The organism is Arthrobacter woluwensis (genome assembly GCF_900105345.1).
Taxonomy (GTDB): Bacteria; Actinomycetota; Actinomycetes; order Actinomycetales; family Micrococcaceae; genus Arthrobacter_E; species Arthrobacter_E woluwensis.
Window position 1 is genome coordinate 1,469,854 of the sequence record NZ_FNSN01000003.1, and the last position, 13,308, is coordinate 1,483,161.

Genomic DNA, 13,308 nt, shown 5'->3' on the forward strand with positions numbered 1-13,308 from the left:
GAACTCAGCCGGCGGCGGCTTCCTCCTGCGAGTGCAGGCCCGCCAGGGCGGCCTGCTGGGCGAAGTCGGGGTTGTCACGGACCACCTCGGCGAAGGTGCCGCGCGTGACGATGGTGCCGTCCTTCATGAAGCAGATCTGATCGTTGCCTCGCACGGTGGACAAGCGGTGTGCCACGGAGATCACGGTCATGTCGCCGTGCAGCTCGTTGATGGCTTGGGCCACGGCGGCCTCGGTGGCCGTGTCCAGTGCGCTGGTGGCCTCGTCGAGGACGAGCACGAGGGGGTCCATGTAGAGGGCACGGGCGATGCCGAGCCGCTGGCGCTGACCGCCGGAGAGCGCCAGGCCGCGCTCGCCCACGCGGCCGTTGATGCCGCCGTCGCGCTTCTCGACGGTCTCCAGCAGCTGCGCCCGCTCCAGGGCGATGCGCACGCGTTCCTCGTCCAGGTCGTCACCCCAGCTCAGCGCCACGTTCTGGGCGATCGTGCCGTCGAAGATGGCGACTTCCTGGGGGACATAGCCCACGCGGCTGCGCCAGGCGGACAGCACGTCCTCGAGGGGGACTCCGTCGAGGGTCATCTCGCCGCGGGACGGGGTGAGAAGGCCCAGGAAGATGTCGATCAGCGTGGACTTGCCGGCGCCCGACTGTCCGACGATGCCGAGCGACGAGCCGATCGGCAGCGTCAGGTTGATGTCGGTGACGGCGGGGTGCTCCGAGCCGGGGTACCTGAATTCCACGTTCTTGAGCTCCAGAAGGCGCGGCGCCTGCGCCAGCGGCTGCTTGCCCAGCTTCTCCGCGTTCCGGCGGTACTCCTCGGCGTCCTTGATGTCCCGGATGACCGTCTCGGTGTAGGGGAGGGTCGACTGCACGAGCGTCAGCTGGGACTGGACCTGGGTCAGGGCCGGGACCATCTTGAACCCTGCGAGGCCGAAGATGGCGACGGAGGACATCGCGGTCTCGAATCCGCCGATGAGGTAGCCCATGGTGCCGATCAGGAGGAAGCCGCCGATGAGCGCCATGTCGATGACGAACTTCGGAACGGATCCCATGAAACGGATGTTGGAGCGGGACCGAGCGGCGCGCTCACGGCTCTCCATCACGATGCCGCCCACCTCGTCCGCCTTGTCGCGGAGGGTGATCTCCTTGAGCGCGGCGAGCATCTCGGTCACCAGGGCGGACATCTTCATGGCGGCGTCGCGGTTGATGCGGCCGGCCTGGTACGACTTCTTGGACAGCCAGAAGTAGAGGAAGGCGGCGATGCAGCCCAGGTAGATGACGGTGACGAGGGCGGTCTGCCAGGAGGCGCCCACCAGGACGATCAGGACCGTAGCGAAGGTCAGCACCTGCGCCGGGAGGGTGACCGCCGGGAACAGGACGCCCGAGACGGTGTTCGCGATGCCGACGTCGATCATGCGCACGAGCTCGGGCGTGGACCGCTTCATCCGTTCGGTCCACGGCGCCCGGATGTAGCTCTGGAAGAGCACCGTGCCGATCTGGAGCTCGTAATCCGCGAACTTGCGCGTGGAGACCCACTGGAGCCAGATGTTCAGGACGGACTTGAGGATCATGACACCCGCGGAGGAGACCAGCACCAGGAGCCCGAATTCACGGCTGACGGAGCCGATGATCGGCAGGGTCATGTCGCCCGCCTTGAGCACCTGATTCAGCACCAGGGCGAACACGCCCAGCGCCGCGGAGTCCAGCAGTGCCAGGACCGCCGAGAGAACGCCGAAGAGCAGGAGGAACCTGCGGGCATTCCGGGGCAGGAGCGGCAGCAGTTCGCGCATGGTGTGGCGCAGTTGTCTCAAGTGGTACTCCGTGACGCATGGGAAGGGATTCCTCTCATACTACCGGTGGGCCGCCCGGACCGAGGCGGCGGGACCGGTCTCCGGCCGCGCGGGAAAGGGCGCGAGGACGCCCGCGGTGAGGCCCCGGCCCGTGGCTGATGAGAAGATGAGGACCATGAATGAGCGGATCCGGGTGACACAGCTGTTCGATTGCGCAGACGTCGGACGGACCTTGGTGCAAGAGGGCAGGCGTCACGGCATGCCCTGGCGGCAGATCCAGGGGCCCTGGACGCGAGGCGGCGGAAAGTCCGCGTACTACCGTTTCCGCGCCGAGCAGGCACTGGCGTACCCCCTGACCCAGCTGTGGCACGTGAACATGGGCGGACGGGCGAAGTGGGCGCGGGGCGCATTCTCCCGGCCGTATGCGCTGACGCTGCATGGCACGGACATCCGTGAGAACTATTGGCAGGAGCAGCATCACGCCGCGATGAAGCAGGACATCGACGGCGCGGCGCACGTCTGGTACACCACTCCGGATCTGCGCGAGAAGGCGGAGCGGGCCCGCCCGGACGCCGAGTATCTCCCTGCCCCGGTCGACATGTCCGAGCTGCCCGCGTGGAACCCGTCCGGCCGGCCCACGGTGATCTTCCCGTCGCGCTGGGATGCGTCCAAGGGCGGCGACGCGCTCCTCGAGACCGCGGCCGAGGTGGTCTCCGCGGCCGGGGGACAGGCCGACATCGTCGGGCTCGACTGGGGAGACCGGGCCGCCGAGGCGCGTGACCTCGGGGTCCGCCTGCTGCCGAAGATGAGCAAGGCCGCGTTCCTGCAGGCTCTCTCGACCGCGCACGTCGCGGTGGGCCAGGTGGCCGGGATCCTGGCGGTCAGCGAGCTCCAGGCCATGGGCATCGGGGTGCCGCTCGTCTTCGCCGACGCCGTCGACGGCTACCCCGAGAAACCCGCCGCGGTCCACGTCAGCCGCGGCGAGGTGGCCGGCGCGGTCACCGAGGCGCTCCAGGATCCCGCCGCGCTCTCCCGCACGCTGGACGGCCCCGGTTATGTCCGGAGGAACCACGGCGCGGAGGGGATGATCCCGAAGCTGAACGCCGCCTACGCGAGGATCCTGGAGGAGGCCCGATGAGGAAGCCGCATCTGCTCTACATCTCCTTCGCCTTCCCGCCGAGCACGGCGTCGTCGGTCTACCGCTGCACCGCGGTGGCGAACGCCTTCGCCGCGGATGGCTGGGACGTCACCGTCCTCACGCTCGATCCCGGGACATGGTCGGAGATCTCCGGCATCGATGAGAAGCTCGCCGCTTCCGTCGATCCGCGGATCACGGTGGTCCCGGTGAGCGACGGCGGGGCTGAGGAACCGGCCCGGGGGAACCTCCGGGGCTACTCGCGGCTGCGGATCGAAGCGCCGTACCTCTGGAAGGAGGCCCTGCGCCGCAAGAGCCGGAAGGAGTTCCCCGAGGACTTCCACGGTGCGTGGCTCGGGCCCGCCGGCGAGGCCGCACGCCGGGTCCACCGGGACAAGCCCGTCGACCTGGTGATGGCGTCGGCCAGCCCCTACGTCTCGTTTGCGGTCGCCCGCGTCCTGCCCGGCGTCCCGTACGTCATGGACTACCGGGACGCCTGGGCGTTCAACACGATCAGCGGCGCCGAGGACTTCGGCCCCGCGAGCGACCGGGGCCGGCTGGAGGCCTCCTATCTCCGCGACGCCGAGCAGATCTGGTTCGTCAATGACCAGATCCGGGACGAATACGCGCGCCGGTACCCGGAATCCGAGGCGCGCATGCGCGTGGTGGCGAACGGATTCGATCCGCAGCCCGGCCATGCGAAGCCCCAGGCCCGGGCGACCGCCGAACCGCGGTTCGGGTACCTGGGCACTCTCCAGTACGTCAACATGCCGCTCCAGGAGTTCCTGGACGGCTGGAGCTCGGCCGTGGGCCAGGGCATGGCCGGTGAGGCGGTGTTCCGTGGCAAGCTCAGCGCGTCCGGAGCCGCCGGTGCGGAGATCCTCGACATCTTCGGGTCCGGGCGCTACCCCGGGCTCCGCTACGACGGCCCGATCTCGAAGCGCGAGGTGGCGGGGTTCTATCAGGAGATGGACGCGCTGCTCCTGCTCTTGTCCACGGGCCGGTACGTGACCGGCGGGAAGACCGCCGAGTACCTCGCCACGGGACGCCCGATCGTCTCGGTGCACGACCTGGGCAACGCCGCCACCGATCTTCTGCGGGACTATCCGCTGTGGTTCCCGGCCAAAGACCTCAGCGCGGACGCGATCGCGGAAGCGCTGCGGGACTGCGCCCGCGAAGTGGCGTCCCCGGATGCCGCACGATGGGACGCGGCGTGGGAGTACGGGCAGCAGTTCCTCCGCAGCACCATTCTCGAACCGGTCATCGCCGAGCTGCGCTCAACGGCCGGCGTCCCGGCCGTGGCGCCCGCCGTCGTGGACGGCACGGATGCGCGGACCGGAACCGTGGAGACCGTGGCCACGACGGAAGGACGGGAAGCCTGATGGCGGACACGCTGAAACTGGGAATCCTGGTGGCGCAGGGCGCGCACCGGGAGGCCGTGATCGAGGATCTCCGGAGCCGTGCGGAATCCGCCGCCCGGGCCGAAGGCAAGGAACTCGTGGCCCTGGCGGTGTGCCTTGACAGCCCGGGGCTGCGGGACGCGGTCGACGGGCTGGAACTCGTCGTGATCCCCGACGCCGGCGGACCGCTGGCGCCGGTCCTGGCACGTCTGGCCGGTTTGCCGGGTCCCGCCGGGGTCGCCGGGCGTCTCGTGAGGGACAACGCCGCCTCCCGCGCCTTCGCGCGTCAGGTCCGGAAGCGCGGGCAGCTGGTCCGGGCGCTGGCCGCCTGCGATGTGATCGTGGCGGCGGATCTGACGGCCGATCGAGCGGTCTGGTCACTGCGCCGCCGGACCCGGGCCTGGCTGGTCCATGGGCCCATGACGATGCTCCACGCGATCCGCCGGATCGCACGGTCCGGGGCCGACGGACTCGCCGAGGCCAGGGCGTGAGGGGCATGGCCGGACGGCCCGTTGGGAAGGTCCCGTCCTGCGGCTGTGGGATACTGGTGCCGTGAGCCGCACCTGGATAGTCATTCCGATGTACAACGAAGCGTCCGTGGTCGGCACCGTGATCAGCGAACTCCGGGAGGTCTTCCCGCACGTCGTCTGCGTCGACGACGGAAGCAGTGACGGTTCGCAAGCGGTGGCCCGCGCCGCGGGCGCCGTCGTCGTCCAGCACCCGGTCAATCTCGGCCAGGGTGCGGCGCTGCAGACCGGGATGGAATACGCGCTGCAGGACCCCGAACTGGACTGCATCGTGACGTTCGACGCCGACGGGCAGCACCGGGTGGCGGACGCCGCTGACATGGTGGCGCGCATCCGCTCCGGCGAGGCCGACGTCGTCCTGGGATCCCGCTTCCTGGACGGCCGCACCAAGATCTCCCCGGCCAAGAGGCTCGTGCTCCGGACCGCCGCCGCGCAGTTCCGGATGGCGACGGGCATGGCCCTCACGGATGCCCACAACGGTCTCCGGGCCCTGAGCCCTCAGCTCGCTTCCCAGCTGGATCTGAAGCAGAACCGGATGGCGCACGCCTCCGAGCTGATTCACCAGATCGCCGCGCTGGAGCCCCGCTGGGTGGAGCATCCCGTGGAGATCATCTACACGGATTACTCCAAGTCCAAGGGCCAGTCGCTGCTGAACTCGGTCAACATCATCGCGGATCTCTTCTTTAGGTGACATTGTGCAGATAGTCGTTCAGATCGCTCTTGTGATCGCCGTCGTGATCGTGTCCCTCGCCTTGATGCGGGGTGGCTCGAATGCACGTCACCTGGCCATCCGCCGGCTCATGCTGGCGCTTTTCGCCTGCGTGGCGGTGTTCTCCATCTTCTTCCCGGAGCTGCTCACGATGGTGGCCCGCTCCCTCGGGATCGGCCGTGGCACCGACCTCGTGCTCTACGGGCTGATCGTCAGCTTCCTCGTCTTCATGGCCACGACGTACCAGCGGTTCCGCCAACTGGAGTCCATGGTCACCAAGCTGTCGCGCCGGATCGCCCTCGACGAGACGCCCGCTCCTGAGCAGCTGCTGCGCGGCGATGAGGTGCGGTCCTCCGTCGCAGGCTCGCCGGCTCCCGAGGTCTCCGAGGCCGAGCGACCGGCCGAATGAGGCTTGCGCAGGGCCACGGGCAGGCTCTGGTCCGGTGGGCCGAGCCCGTCGCGGAGAGGCGTCACGCGCTCGACATCCTGCGGATCGTGAGCATCTGCGGCGTGGTGGCGATCCATGTCTTCGGGCATGTCGTGGGGCAGGCTCCCGACGGCGGGCGGAGCTGGTGGCTCGCGGCCGGCGTCGACATCGCGTTCATCTGGGTGGTCCCGGTCTTCGTCATGATCTCCGGGGCGCTCATCCTCGGATCACGGCAGGCGCTGGAGGACCCCAGGGCGTTCTACTTCAAACGGGCGGCCAGGCTGCTGCCGGCGCTGATCGTCTGGAACCTCGTGTATCTGATCGGTGTGCGCGTGCTGCTCCGTCATGAGCAGCTCACTCCCGGCCGCATCGTGCAGCTGCTCGTGGACGGTTCCGTCTTCACTCAGCTGTACTTCCTGTGGCTGATCCTCGGACTGTATGCGGTGGCCCCGATGCTGGCGGCCTTCCTGAGCCGCGGAGGCAGGATGCGGCCTGTCATCACCGGCTCGGTCATTCTCGGCGTCACGGTCCTGGCGTACATGGTCCCCGGCGTGGCCGGGCTGTTCGGCGTCGCGCGCCCGATCGCACTCAACATCCTCACCCAGTGGCTGCCTTATGTGGGCTACTTCGTCCTGGGGTATGCGCTCCGGGACCTGCGCGTGAGCCGCGGTCTCCGCGTGGCCCTGGCCGCGGTGATCGTCGTGCTCGCGGCCTTCAGCATCTGGCACTTCGGCCACAAGGGCCAGTCCAGGATCCTCGACGCCGTGGTGTCGGTCTCGTACCTCGGCATCGGAGTGGCGATCCTCTCCGTGGCCGTCTTCGTCTTCACGGTCTCCGTGCCGCCGCCAGGGAAGCCGTGGCCCGCTCGCCTGACCCGGAGCATCTCCGCTCTCTCGCAGGCCTCCTTCGGGGTGTTCCTGGTGCATCTGGTGATCTTCGAAGTCCTCAAGAGGCTCAGCCCGGCCATCGCCTCCGGCACCGCGTTCGCGCCGGCCGTGGGTGCTTTCGCGGTGACCCTGGTGCTGAGCTTCGGTGTGTCCCTCCTCGCCGCCTGGATCCCGTATCTCCGCGCGATCTTCTGAGAGAACCGCGCCCCACCGGCCTCCCCTCGTATGACGCCGCCCGCGCCATCTGGGACAATGAAGGCATGACAGAACTCCCTCGCCTGCTGATCCTGACCTTCTCACCGATCCGATCGGATCCCAGGGTTCTCAAGCAGGTGGAGTTCTTCAAGGACAAGTACCAGGTCGCCACGTGCGCCTACGGTGAGGCCCCGGACGGCGTGACGGAGCACTATGCCCTTCCCTCGGATTCGCGGGGCTGGCCGTCCGACAAGGCGGGCCTGCTCACGCGCCGCTTCGAGCGGGTGTACGAGAGCATGACCGCGGTGCAGGCCGCCCGCGCCCTGCTTCCTCAGGGCCGCTTCGACATCATCCTCGCCAACGACCTGAACAGCCTTCCCGTGGCCCTCGACCTCAAGCCGCGGCTCGGGGTCCACTCCGACCTCCACGAGTTCGCCCCGCGGGAGAAGGAAGACGACCTGAAGTGGCGCTTCTTCGTCGCACCGTTCATGCGCTGGCTCTGCAGGACCTACCTGGGCCGTGCCGCCTCGGTCACCACGGTGTCCCAGGGGATCGCGGAGGAATACACCAAGGACTACGGCGTGGACGCCGGTGTGGTGACGAACGCGGCGCCGTACGCGGAGGCCGAGCCGAAGCCCACCGGGACGTCCGTGCGGCTCATCCACAGCGCCGCCGGCCAGCGCTACCGCAAGCTGGAGAACTTCATCGAGGCGATGCGTGACGCCCCGGAGTGGCTCACCCTGGACATGATCGTCATGCCGAACGAGCCCGACTACGTGGCTGAGCTGCGTGAGAAGGCCGAGGGCCTGCCCAATCTGCGGTTCCGGGACCCCGTGCCGTACCGTCAGCTGGTGGCGACCCTCAGCGAGTACGACGTGTCCCTGGTCTTCCTCCCGCCGACCAACTTCAACCTGAAGAACGCCCTCCCCAACAAGTTCTTCGAAGCCGTGCAGGCTCGGCTCGGCCTGATCGTGGGCCCGTCGCCGGCCATGGAGTCCCTGGTCCGCGAATACGGTCTCGGCGACGTGACGTCGGACTTCACCGCGGAGTCGCTGCGGCAGACCCTGCAGGCCCTCACCCCGGAGCGGATCGACGCCTGGAAGGCCGCTGCCCACGCTGCCGCACGGCCGCTGTCGGCCGAGGCCCAGGTCGAGATCTGGGGCGGGTACATCGACCGCCTGGCGGCTCGCGCCTGAGCCCACCGGACTTTCCCGGCCACACGACGACGGCGCCGCCGCGGCTTCCCAGCCGCGGCGGCGCCGTCGTCGTTCAGGGTGTTCTTGCGTCGAGTGCGTTCCTGTCGCCCAGTGTGCTCGTGATCCGCTCGCCGCGGGCGGCCGGCTACTTGCAGCCCGTGATCTTGTACAGCTTGGCCTTGCCCTGCTGGTCCAGCAGCTGGACCTTGTGCAGCTTGGCGATCTCCTCCGGCGTGGGGAAGGTGTACTTGACCGTGTTCGGCGAGAGCTCGGTGCCGAAGTCCAGGATGTAGTAGGCGTTGAGGCGCTTCACGCTCGAGCATACGGCCGGGTCGGTGTCGAGGCCGGTGAGTTTCGAGGTCAACTGGATGTCGTCCGCGCTGGGACTTGAGCCGAGCGCGGGGAGGATGACGGCGCGGCCCGTGTAGGCGTATGCGAGAGCGGCGCCCGAAGCGGGGTGACCGATCAGCACCGAGCCCTCCGGGACCTTCGTGTCCAGCCGCTCGAGGAGCTTCTCCTCGTCGGGGCTGAGGAGGTTGCCCGGGAAGTTGGGGTCGAACGCCCACTTGCTGCGCAGCACCACGCCGTTCAGGTTCGGGTTGAACCGGCTCGACTGGAGGGCGAGACCCGCCACGGAGGTCAGCAGGATCGCCAGGACCGCGGTCCCGGCGGTCAGCACGCGGGCGTCGATGACCTTTCCGAGCCGCCCGATCTGCTGGGCGAGGAGCTTCCAGAGCTCCCACAGTGTCACGGCGCCCAGGGGCAGCGCGAAGACGACCGTCAGCGCTGCGAGGCGGTGGGCGTCGTGGTACCAGATCTGGCTCCAGAAGTCCCTCCAGGCGCTGTCCGGGAGGCCCGAAGCGGAGATGTAGAGGAAACAGGACATGGCGAACCACGCGACCAGATACGTCGCGCGGTGCTGACGCAGCAGCATGACGCCGCCCGCCACCACCAGGATCGTGAGGATCCATGCTTCGGCGAAGCCGTTGGTGGAGAAGGTGAGGCTCTCGCCCAGGGCACGGCCGGACGAGGTCACGGGAGGCCAGTGCGCGCCGAATTTGGACGGGCGCAGCTTCATCCAGGCCACGGTGAAGGCCGCCAAGTACAGGGCGAACGCGAGCGAGACCCAGAGCGCCCGGCGGCGGTCGCGGGTGCTGAAGTACCTGCGGATCTCGCGCCACCAGGCCACCACGAACAGGACGGCGGCCAGCAGCAGGAGCGTGAGGATCGCGGAGGGGTGTGCCAGGGCCATTCCCGGCAGCACCGCCAGGAAGAGGAGCAAGGGGGCCACGCGCTGCGTCCAGTGCCCGAACGGCGCCTTCGTGACGCCGAGCAGGAGGGCGATCCCGACGGGGAGGAGGAGCAGGGAGAGCAGGTTGGGGTAGAGGGTTCCCCAGTCCAGGAGGTGGAACGGGAGGAGGCCGAACGCGCCGCAGAGCACCGCCGTGGTCAGCGCGGCGCCCGACGTCGACGGCACGACCGTCCGGACCAGCAGGAAGCAGGCCAGGGGCCAGACGACGGCCAGGAGGGCGATCGTCGTGCCGTTGATCGCGAGCGGGATGTCCGCCGACGACAGCTGGGCGACGAGTGCCACCGTGTCATGCCAGGCGCCGGGGTAGAAGCCCGTGGTGTTGGACGGGTCCATCGAGGCGAGGGTGAGGGACGAGCCCTTCCCCGTGTCCAGGATGAAGCGGATCGCGTTCATGTGGAACACGTTGTCGTAGCGCTGGGAGAAGTTCTCCGGGACCCCGATGATCTGCATGATCCGGCGCACGATGAACGCGCCGGACAGCACCACGGCGAAGAATCCCACGAGGAATCCCTTGATGTTCGACGGCGACCGCCAGGATCCCGCGTGCTCCGCGTCGGGGCCGCTCATCCAGCCCACCCGGATCAGCGCCCGGCGCACCAGCACCGCCAGCGCCCCCACGATGACCGTGGTGCCGATCAGGGTCCAGACGTTCCAAGGGATCCGCAGGAACCCGCCCAGGATCGCCGCGATGCCGATCAGGCTGACGGACACGGGGCCGGAGACGGAGGCCCAGGTCAGTCCACGCGCACCCAGGAGCCGGCTGACCAGCGCTCCCGGGAGCAGGAAGACGGCGAGAGCCGCCAGAGTGGCAGGGAGAGCTGGTATCCAGGAAATCAGCAAGGGGCGCCTTTCTGACTACGGTCCAGGGGACGAACGCGTAGGACGCCGGTAATCCTACCAAGTGGTCAGCGCAGGGTGCCGATCAGACGCCCCGTCCCCAGGGAAGATTCGGGCATTCCCGTGCCCGCGTAGAACCAGAGGGATCCGTTGGTGTTGATGCCGACGAAGTCCGCACGGCCGTCGCCGGTGAGATCCCCGGTGGGGGCGAGCGCCTTGTACGCGGTCCACCCGCTCCGCCCGACCTGACGGCCCGGGGCGATGTACGGCGAGGTCCCGGTGCCCTGGTAGAACCAGAGGGTCCCGTCCCGTCGCACGGCGTACAGATCGGTCCGGTTGTCGCCGTCGGCGTCGATCGGCAGCACCGAGGTGAAGGTCTGCCAGGAGGAGTTGCCGATCTTCTGCGGCGTGGAGAAGGAGACGTTCCCAGTGCCGGGGTAGAGCCACAGGGTGCCGTCGGGCTTGATGGCGATCAGGTCCCAGCTGCCCTTGCCGCTGAGGTTGCGCACGGCCTGGACCGATTGGTAGATGTTCCAGCCGGACCCGATCTGACGTGGCGTGGCGAAGCGGGGGAGACCGTTGGCGGGTCCGTTGTTGGCGGAGAACCAGAGGGTGCCGTCGGGGCGGATGGTCAGGACGTCCCCTCGTCCGGTGCTCGAGAAGTCGCCGAGGAACGCCGACTTCACCGGGCCGAAGGAGGTGCTCAGAGCCGTGCCGGTCCCGAGCTGGCCCGAGGAGGTTCCGGCGTAGAGCAGGGCCTTCCCGTTCGCGTAGATCCCGAGGGTGTCGGCGGGGCCGGCCCCATTGAGGTTGAAGCCACCGGTCACGGCGGCGAAGGACGTCCAGCCGCCGTTGCCGATCTTGCGGGCCGTGGCGTACCCGTCGGAGTCGCCGGCCACGCCCGGGTAGAAGAGGGAGGACCCGTCGGGCCGGAGCGCGAGCAGATCGGGCTGGCCGTCCAGATTGGAGTCACCGGTGCTCAGGAGGCCGCTGAACTGGCCCCAGCCGCTGTTGCCGATCCGCAGCGGCGCTCCGAACGCGTTCCCGGAAGCGTCGACGCTTCCGAGTGACGGGAAGAGCAGCAGTGCGCCGGTGGCGTCGGACGCGATGAGGCCGGGCGTGTTCGACTTGGTGAAGGACCCGCTCAGGGCCATGAGGGGGTAGGCGCCCCAGTTCGTTCCGGCGAGCTTCCGTGCCGGCCCGAAGCCCGACGAGCCCGCGCTCGGACTCGAGAGGCCGGGGATCAGGTAGAGGGCGTTGTCCTGCCCCAGGGCGAGGATGTCCGGCCGGCCGTCCCCGGTGAGGTCGGACCCGCCCAGGATCCTGCTGTAGGAGGACCACTGGAGGCCGGGGAGCCGGACCGCGGGCGCGTAGCCCTGGTTTCCGGAGTTGACCGCGCCGGTGCCCGCGTAGAACCAGACGGAGCCGTCGGGACGGACGCCGAGGAGATCGGGCCGGCCGTCGCCGTTCAGGTCTCCGGCGCCGATGAGCTGCTGGTAGATGTTCCAGCCGCGTCCGATCACCGTGGCCGCGCCGTACCCGCCGGAGCCGTTGCCGGGGAGCAGTGCGAGGGTGCCGTCCGGCCGGATGCCCACCAGGTCGGGCCGCTTGTCGCCGTTGAAATCGCCGACGGCGGTGAACCGCGTGGAGTCGCCATAGGTGGCGAAGCGTGAGAGGCCGGTCAGGTCGCCGTTCCAGACATTGGAGTCGCCGGCGAAGGGTCCTTCATCGCTGTACTGCCAGATGCTGTACTGCTGCCAGCTGGCCGGGAGAGTGCCGGGGGTGTTGCTCGCGGACGAGGGGTACGCCGCGATCCACAGCGGGTAGGAGGAGAATGCCGCCGAATTGCCCGTGCAGCGCTTCCACCAGTCGGTGGTGGTGTAGATGACCGGGTAGCGGCCGGTCAGCTGCCGCATGGTGTTCCCGAAGTCGGTGATCCACTTGACCATCGGGGCGCCCGCCAGGTTGTAGCAGGTGTCGCCCGAGTTGTATCCGAGGTCGGTGCGCCCCACATAGGGGTTGTATTCGATGTCGAGGACGGGAGGCAGGGTCCGGCCGTCGCCGCTCCAGCCGCCGCCGTGGGAGGCGAAGTACCGCGCCTGGTCCGCGCCGGAGGACCAGCTGGGGATGGCGAAGTGGTAGGCGCCGCGCACCATGCCCTGGTTCGCGGACCCGTTGTACTGCGAGGCGAAGTTCGCGTTCGTGTAATAGGTGCCCTCACTGGCCTTCACATAAGCGAAGCGGGAGCCGAGGCTCCACTGACTCGCCCAGTCCACCGTGCCCTGCCAGGCACTGACGTCCTGGCCGGGCACCCCGAAGGTCGGCCGCCAGTGCGAGGTGCTGAAGGCGGCGGGGACGGTGCGCGACAGCCCGGTCGCGGAGCCCGAGAGCCCGCTCGTGGGTGAGCCCTCGGCCGTCTTCTCTGCCGTGAGGGCCTCGGGCTTCGGCGCGGGTCCGTCGGCGGGTGGCGCCAGGAGCCGCTTCTTCTCGCCGTTCGTGCGCATGGTCGCGCCCTCGCGACCGACGGCCTGGCGTGCGACGGCGGGGTCACCGGCGGTCTGGCCGTTCGGCAGCGGTTCGGACGGCGCCTGGGGGAGCTGGGTGGGCGCCGGCGCGGCGGTCGACGGTCCGCTCGGCTCAGGCGTGGGGGCCGCGGCCGCGGTGTAGGCGACGGAGACGAGCAGCACGGTGGACATCGCAGCCGCGGTCAGGCTCCTGGTCAAGGCTCGACGACGGTGGGCGGGGGCGGCGGGCTGGAACCCGTGGTGCATGAGACGTCTCCGTGGGCAGAGGAGGAGGGGGAAAGGCGGGAGTGGGGCGGACTCACGCGTGCCACCAGACTAACAGCGCGCTCTCGGATGAGTCAGAGGGCGTCGAGAGGTTGTCCACAGGAAAGC

At 69.1% G+C, this 13,308-nt stretch carries 10 protein-coding genes; 7 read left to right on the forward strand and 3 right to left on the reverse strand.

The window, feature by feature from the left end; all coding sequences use genetic code 11:
- Positions 1-4 precede the first annotated feature (4 nt).
- Positions 5-1,807, reverse strand: coding sequence for an ABC transporter ATP-binding protein (locus BLV63_RS07345; protein WP_066211051.1), 1,803 nt, complete (start codon positions 1,805-1,807; stop codon positions 5-7).
- A 154-nt stretch (positions 1,808-1,961) separates the two neighbouring features.
- On the opposite strand from BLV63_RS07345, the gene BLV63_RS07350 reads away from it, so the two are divergent.
- The 7 genes from BLV63_RS07350 (at position 1,962) to BLV63_RS07380 (ending at position 8,262) form a co-directional block, all read left to right on the forward strand.
- The gene (locus BLV63_RS07350; RefSeq protein WP_066211049.1) at positions 1,962-2,924 is read left to right on the forward strand and encodes a glycosyltransferase family protein; all 963 of its coding nucleotides are present in this window, start codon (positions 1,962-1,964) and stop codon (positions 2,922-2,924) included.
- On the forward strand, positions 2,921-4,303 hold the full coding sequence (locus BLV63_RS07355; protein ID WP_066211047.1) for a glycosyltransferase: 1,383 nt from the start codon (positions 2,921-2,923) through the stop codon (positions 4,301-4,303). The genes BLV63_RS07350 and BLV63_RS07355 overlap by 4 nt, the downstream gene beginning before the upstream one ends.
- The gene (locus BLV63_RS07360; RefSeq protein WP_066211045.1) at positions 4,303-4,812 is read left to right on the forward strand and encodes a hypothetical protein; all 510 of its coding nucleotides are present in this window, start codon (positions 4,303-4,305) and stop codon (positions 4,810-4,812) included. The genes BLV63_RS07355 and BLV63_RS07360 overlap by 1 nt, the downstream gene beginning before the upstream one ends.
- Before the next feature lie 61 nt (positions 4,813-4,873).
- Positions 4,874-5,539, forward strand: a complete 666-nt coding sequence (locus tag BLV63_RS07365) for a glycosyltransferase family 2 protein (RefSeq protein WP_244907410.1) — start codon at positions 4,874-4,876, stop codon at positions 5,537-5,539.
- A gap of 4 nt (positions 5,540-5,543) precedes the next feature.
- A complete protein-coding gene (locus BLV63_RS07370; protein WP_074784129.1) occupies positions 5,544-5,966 on the forward strand; it encodes a DUF2304 domain-containing protein in 423 nt (140 codons plus the stop codon).
- On the forward strand, positions 5,963-7,066 hold the full coding sequence (locus BLV63_RS07375; protein WP_066211041.1) for an acyltransferase: 1,104 nt from the start codon (positions 5,963-5,965) through the stop codon (positions 7,064-7,066). The genes BLV63_RS07370 and BLV63_RS07375 overlap by 4 nt, the downstream gene beginning before the upstream one ends.
- Positions 7,067-7,131: 65 nt before the next feature.
- Positions 7,132-8,262: a glycosyltransferase gene (locus tag BLV63_RS07380; protein ID WP_066211039.1), complete on the forward strand. Its 1,131-nt coding sequence runs from the start codon at positions 7,132-7,134 to the stop codon at positions 8,260-8,262.
- Between the two features lie 145 nt (positions 8,263-8,407).
- Here the strand turns inward: BLV63_RS07380 and BLV63_RS07385 are convergent, their stop codons facing one another.
- On the reverse strand, positions 8,408-10,414 hold the full coding sequence (locus BLV63_RS07385) for a DUF6541 family protein (protein WP_066211037.1): 2,007 nt from the start codon (positions 10,412-10,414) through the stop codon (positions 8,408-8,410).
- Positions 10,415-10,479: 65 nt separating this feature from the next.
- Positions 10,480-13,182: a GH25 family lysozyme gene (locus BLV63_RS07390; RefSeq protein ID WP_139244662.1), complete on the reverse strand. Its 2,703-nt coding sequence runs from the start codon at positions 13,180-13,182 to the stop codon at positions 10,480-10,482.
- Positions 13,183-13,308 lie beyond the last annotated feature (126 nt).

Coding starts and splice junctions, on each gene's coding strand:
- BLV63_RS07350 (WP_066211049.1), top strand. CDS start 1,962: ATGAATGAGCGGATCCGGGTGACACAGCTGTTCGATTGCGCAGACGTC.
- BLV63_RS07355 (WP_066211047.1), top strand. CDS start 2,921: ATGAGGAAGCCGCATCTGCTCTACATCTCCTTCGCCTTCCCGCCGAGC.
- BLV63_RS07360 (WP_066211045.1), top strand. CDS start 4,303: ATGGCGGACACGCTGAAACTGGGAATCCTGGTGGCGCAGGGCGCGCAC.
- BLV63_RS07375 (WP_066211041.1), top strand. CDS start 5,963: ATGAGGCTTGCGCAGGGCCACGGGCAGGCTCTGGTCCGGTGGGCCGAG.
- BLV63_RS07380 (WP_066211039.1), top strand. CDS start 7,132: ATGACAGAACTCCCTCGCCTGCTGATCCTGACCTTCTCACCGATCCGA.
- BLV63_RS07390 (WP_139244662.1), bottom strand. CDS start 13,182: ATGCACCACGGGTTCCAGCCCGCCGCCCCCGCCCACCGTCGTCGAGCC.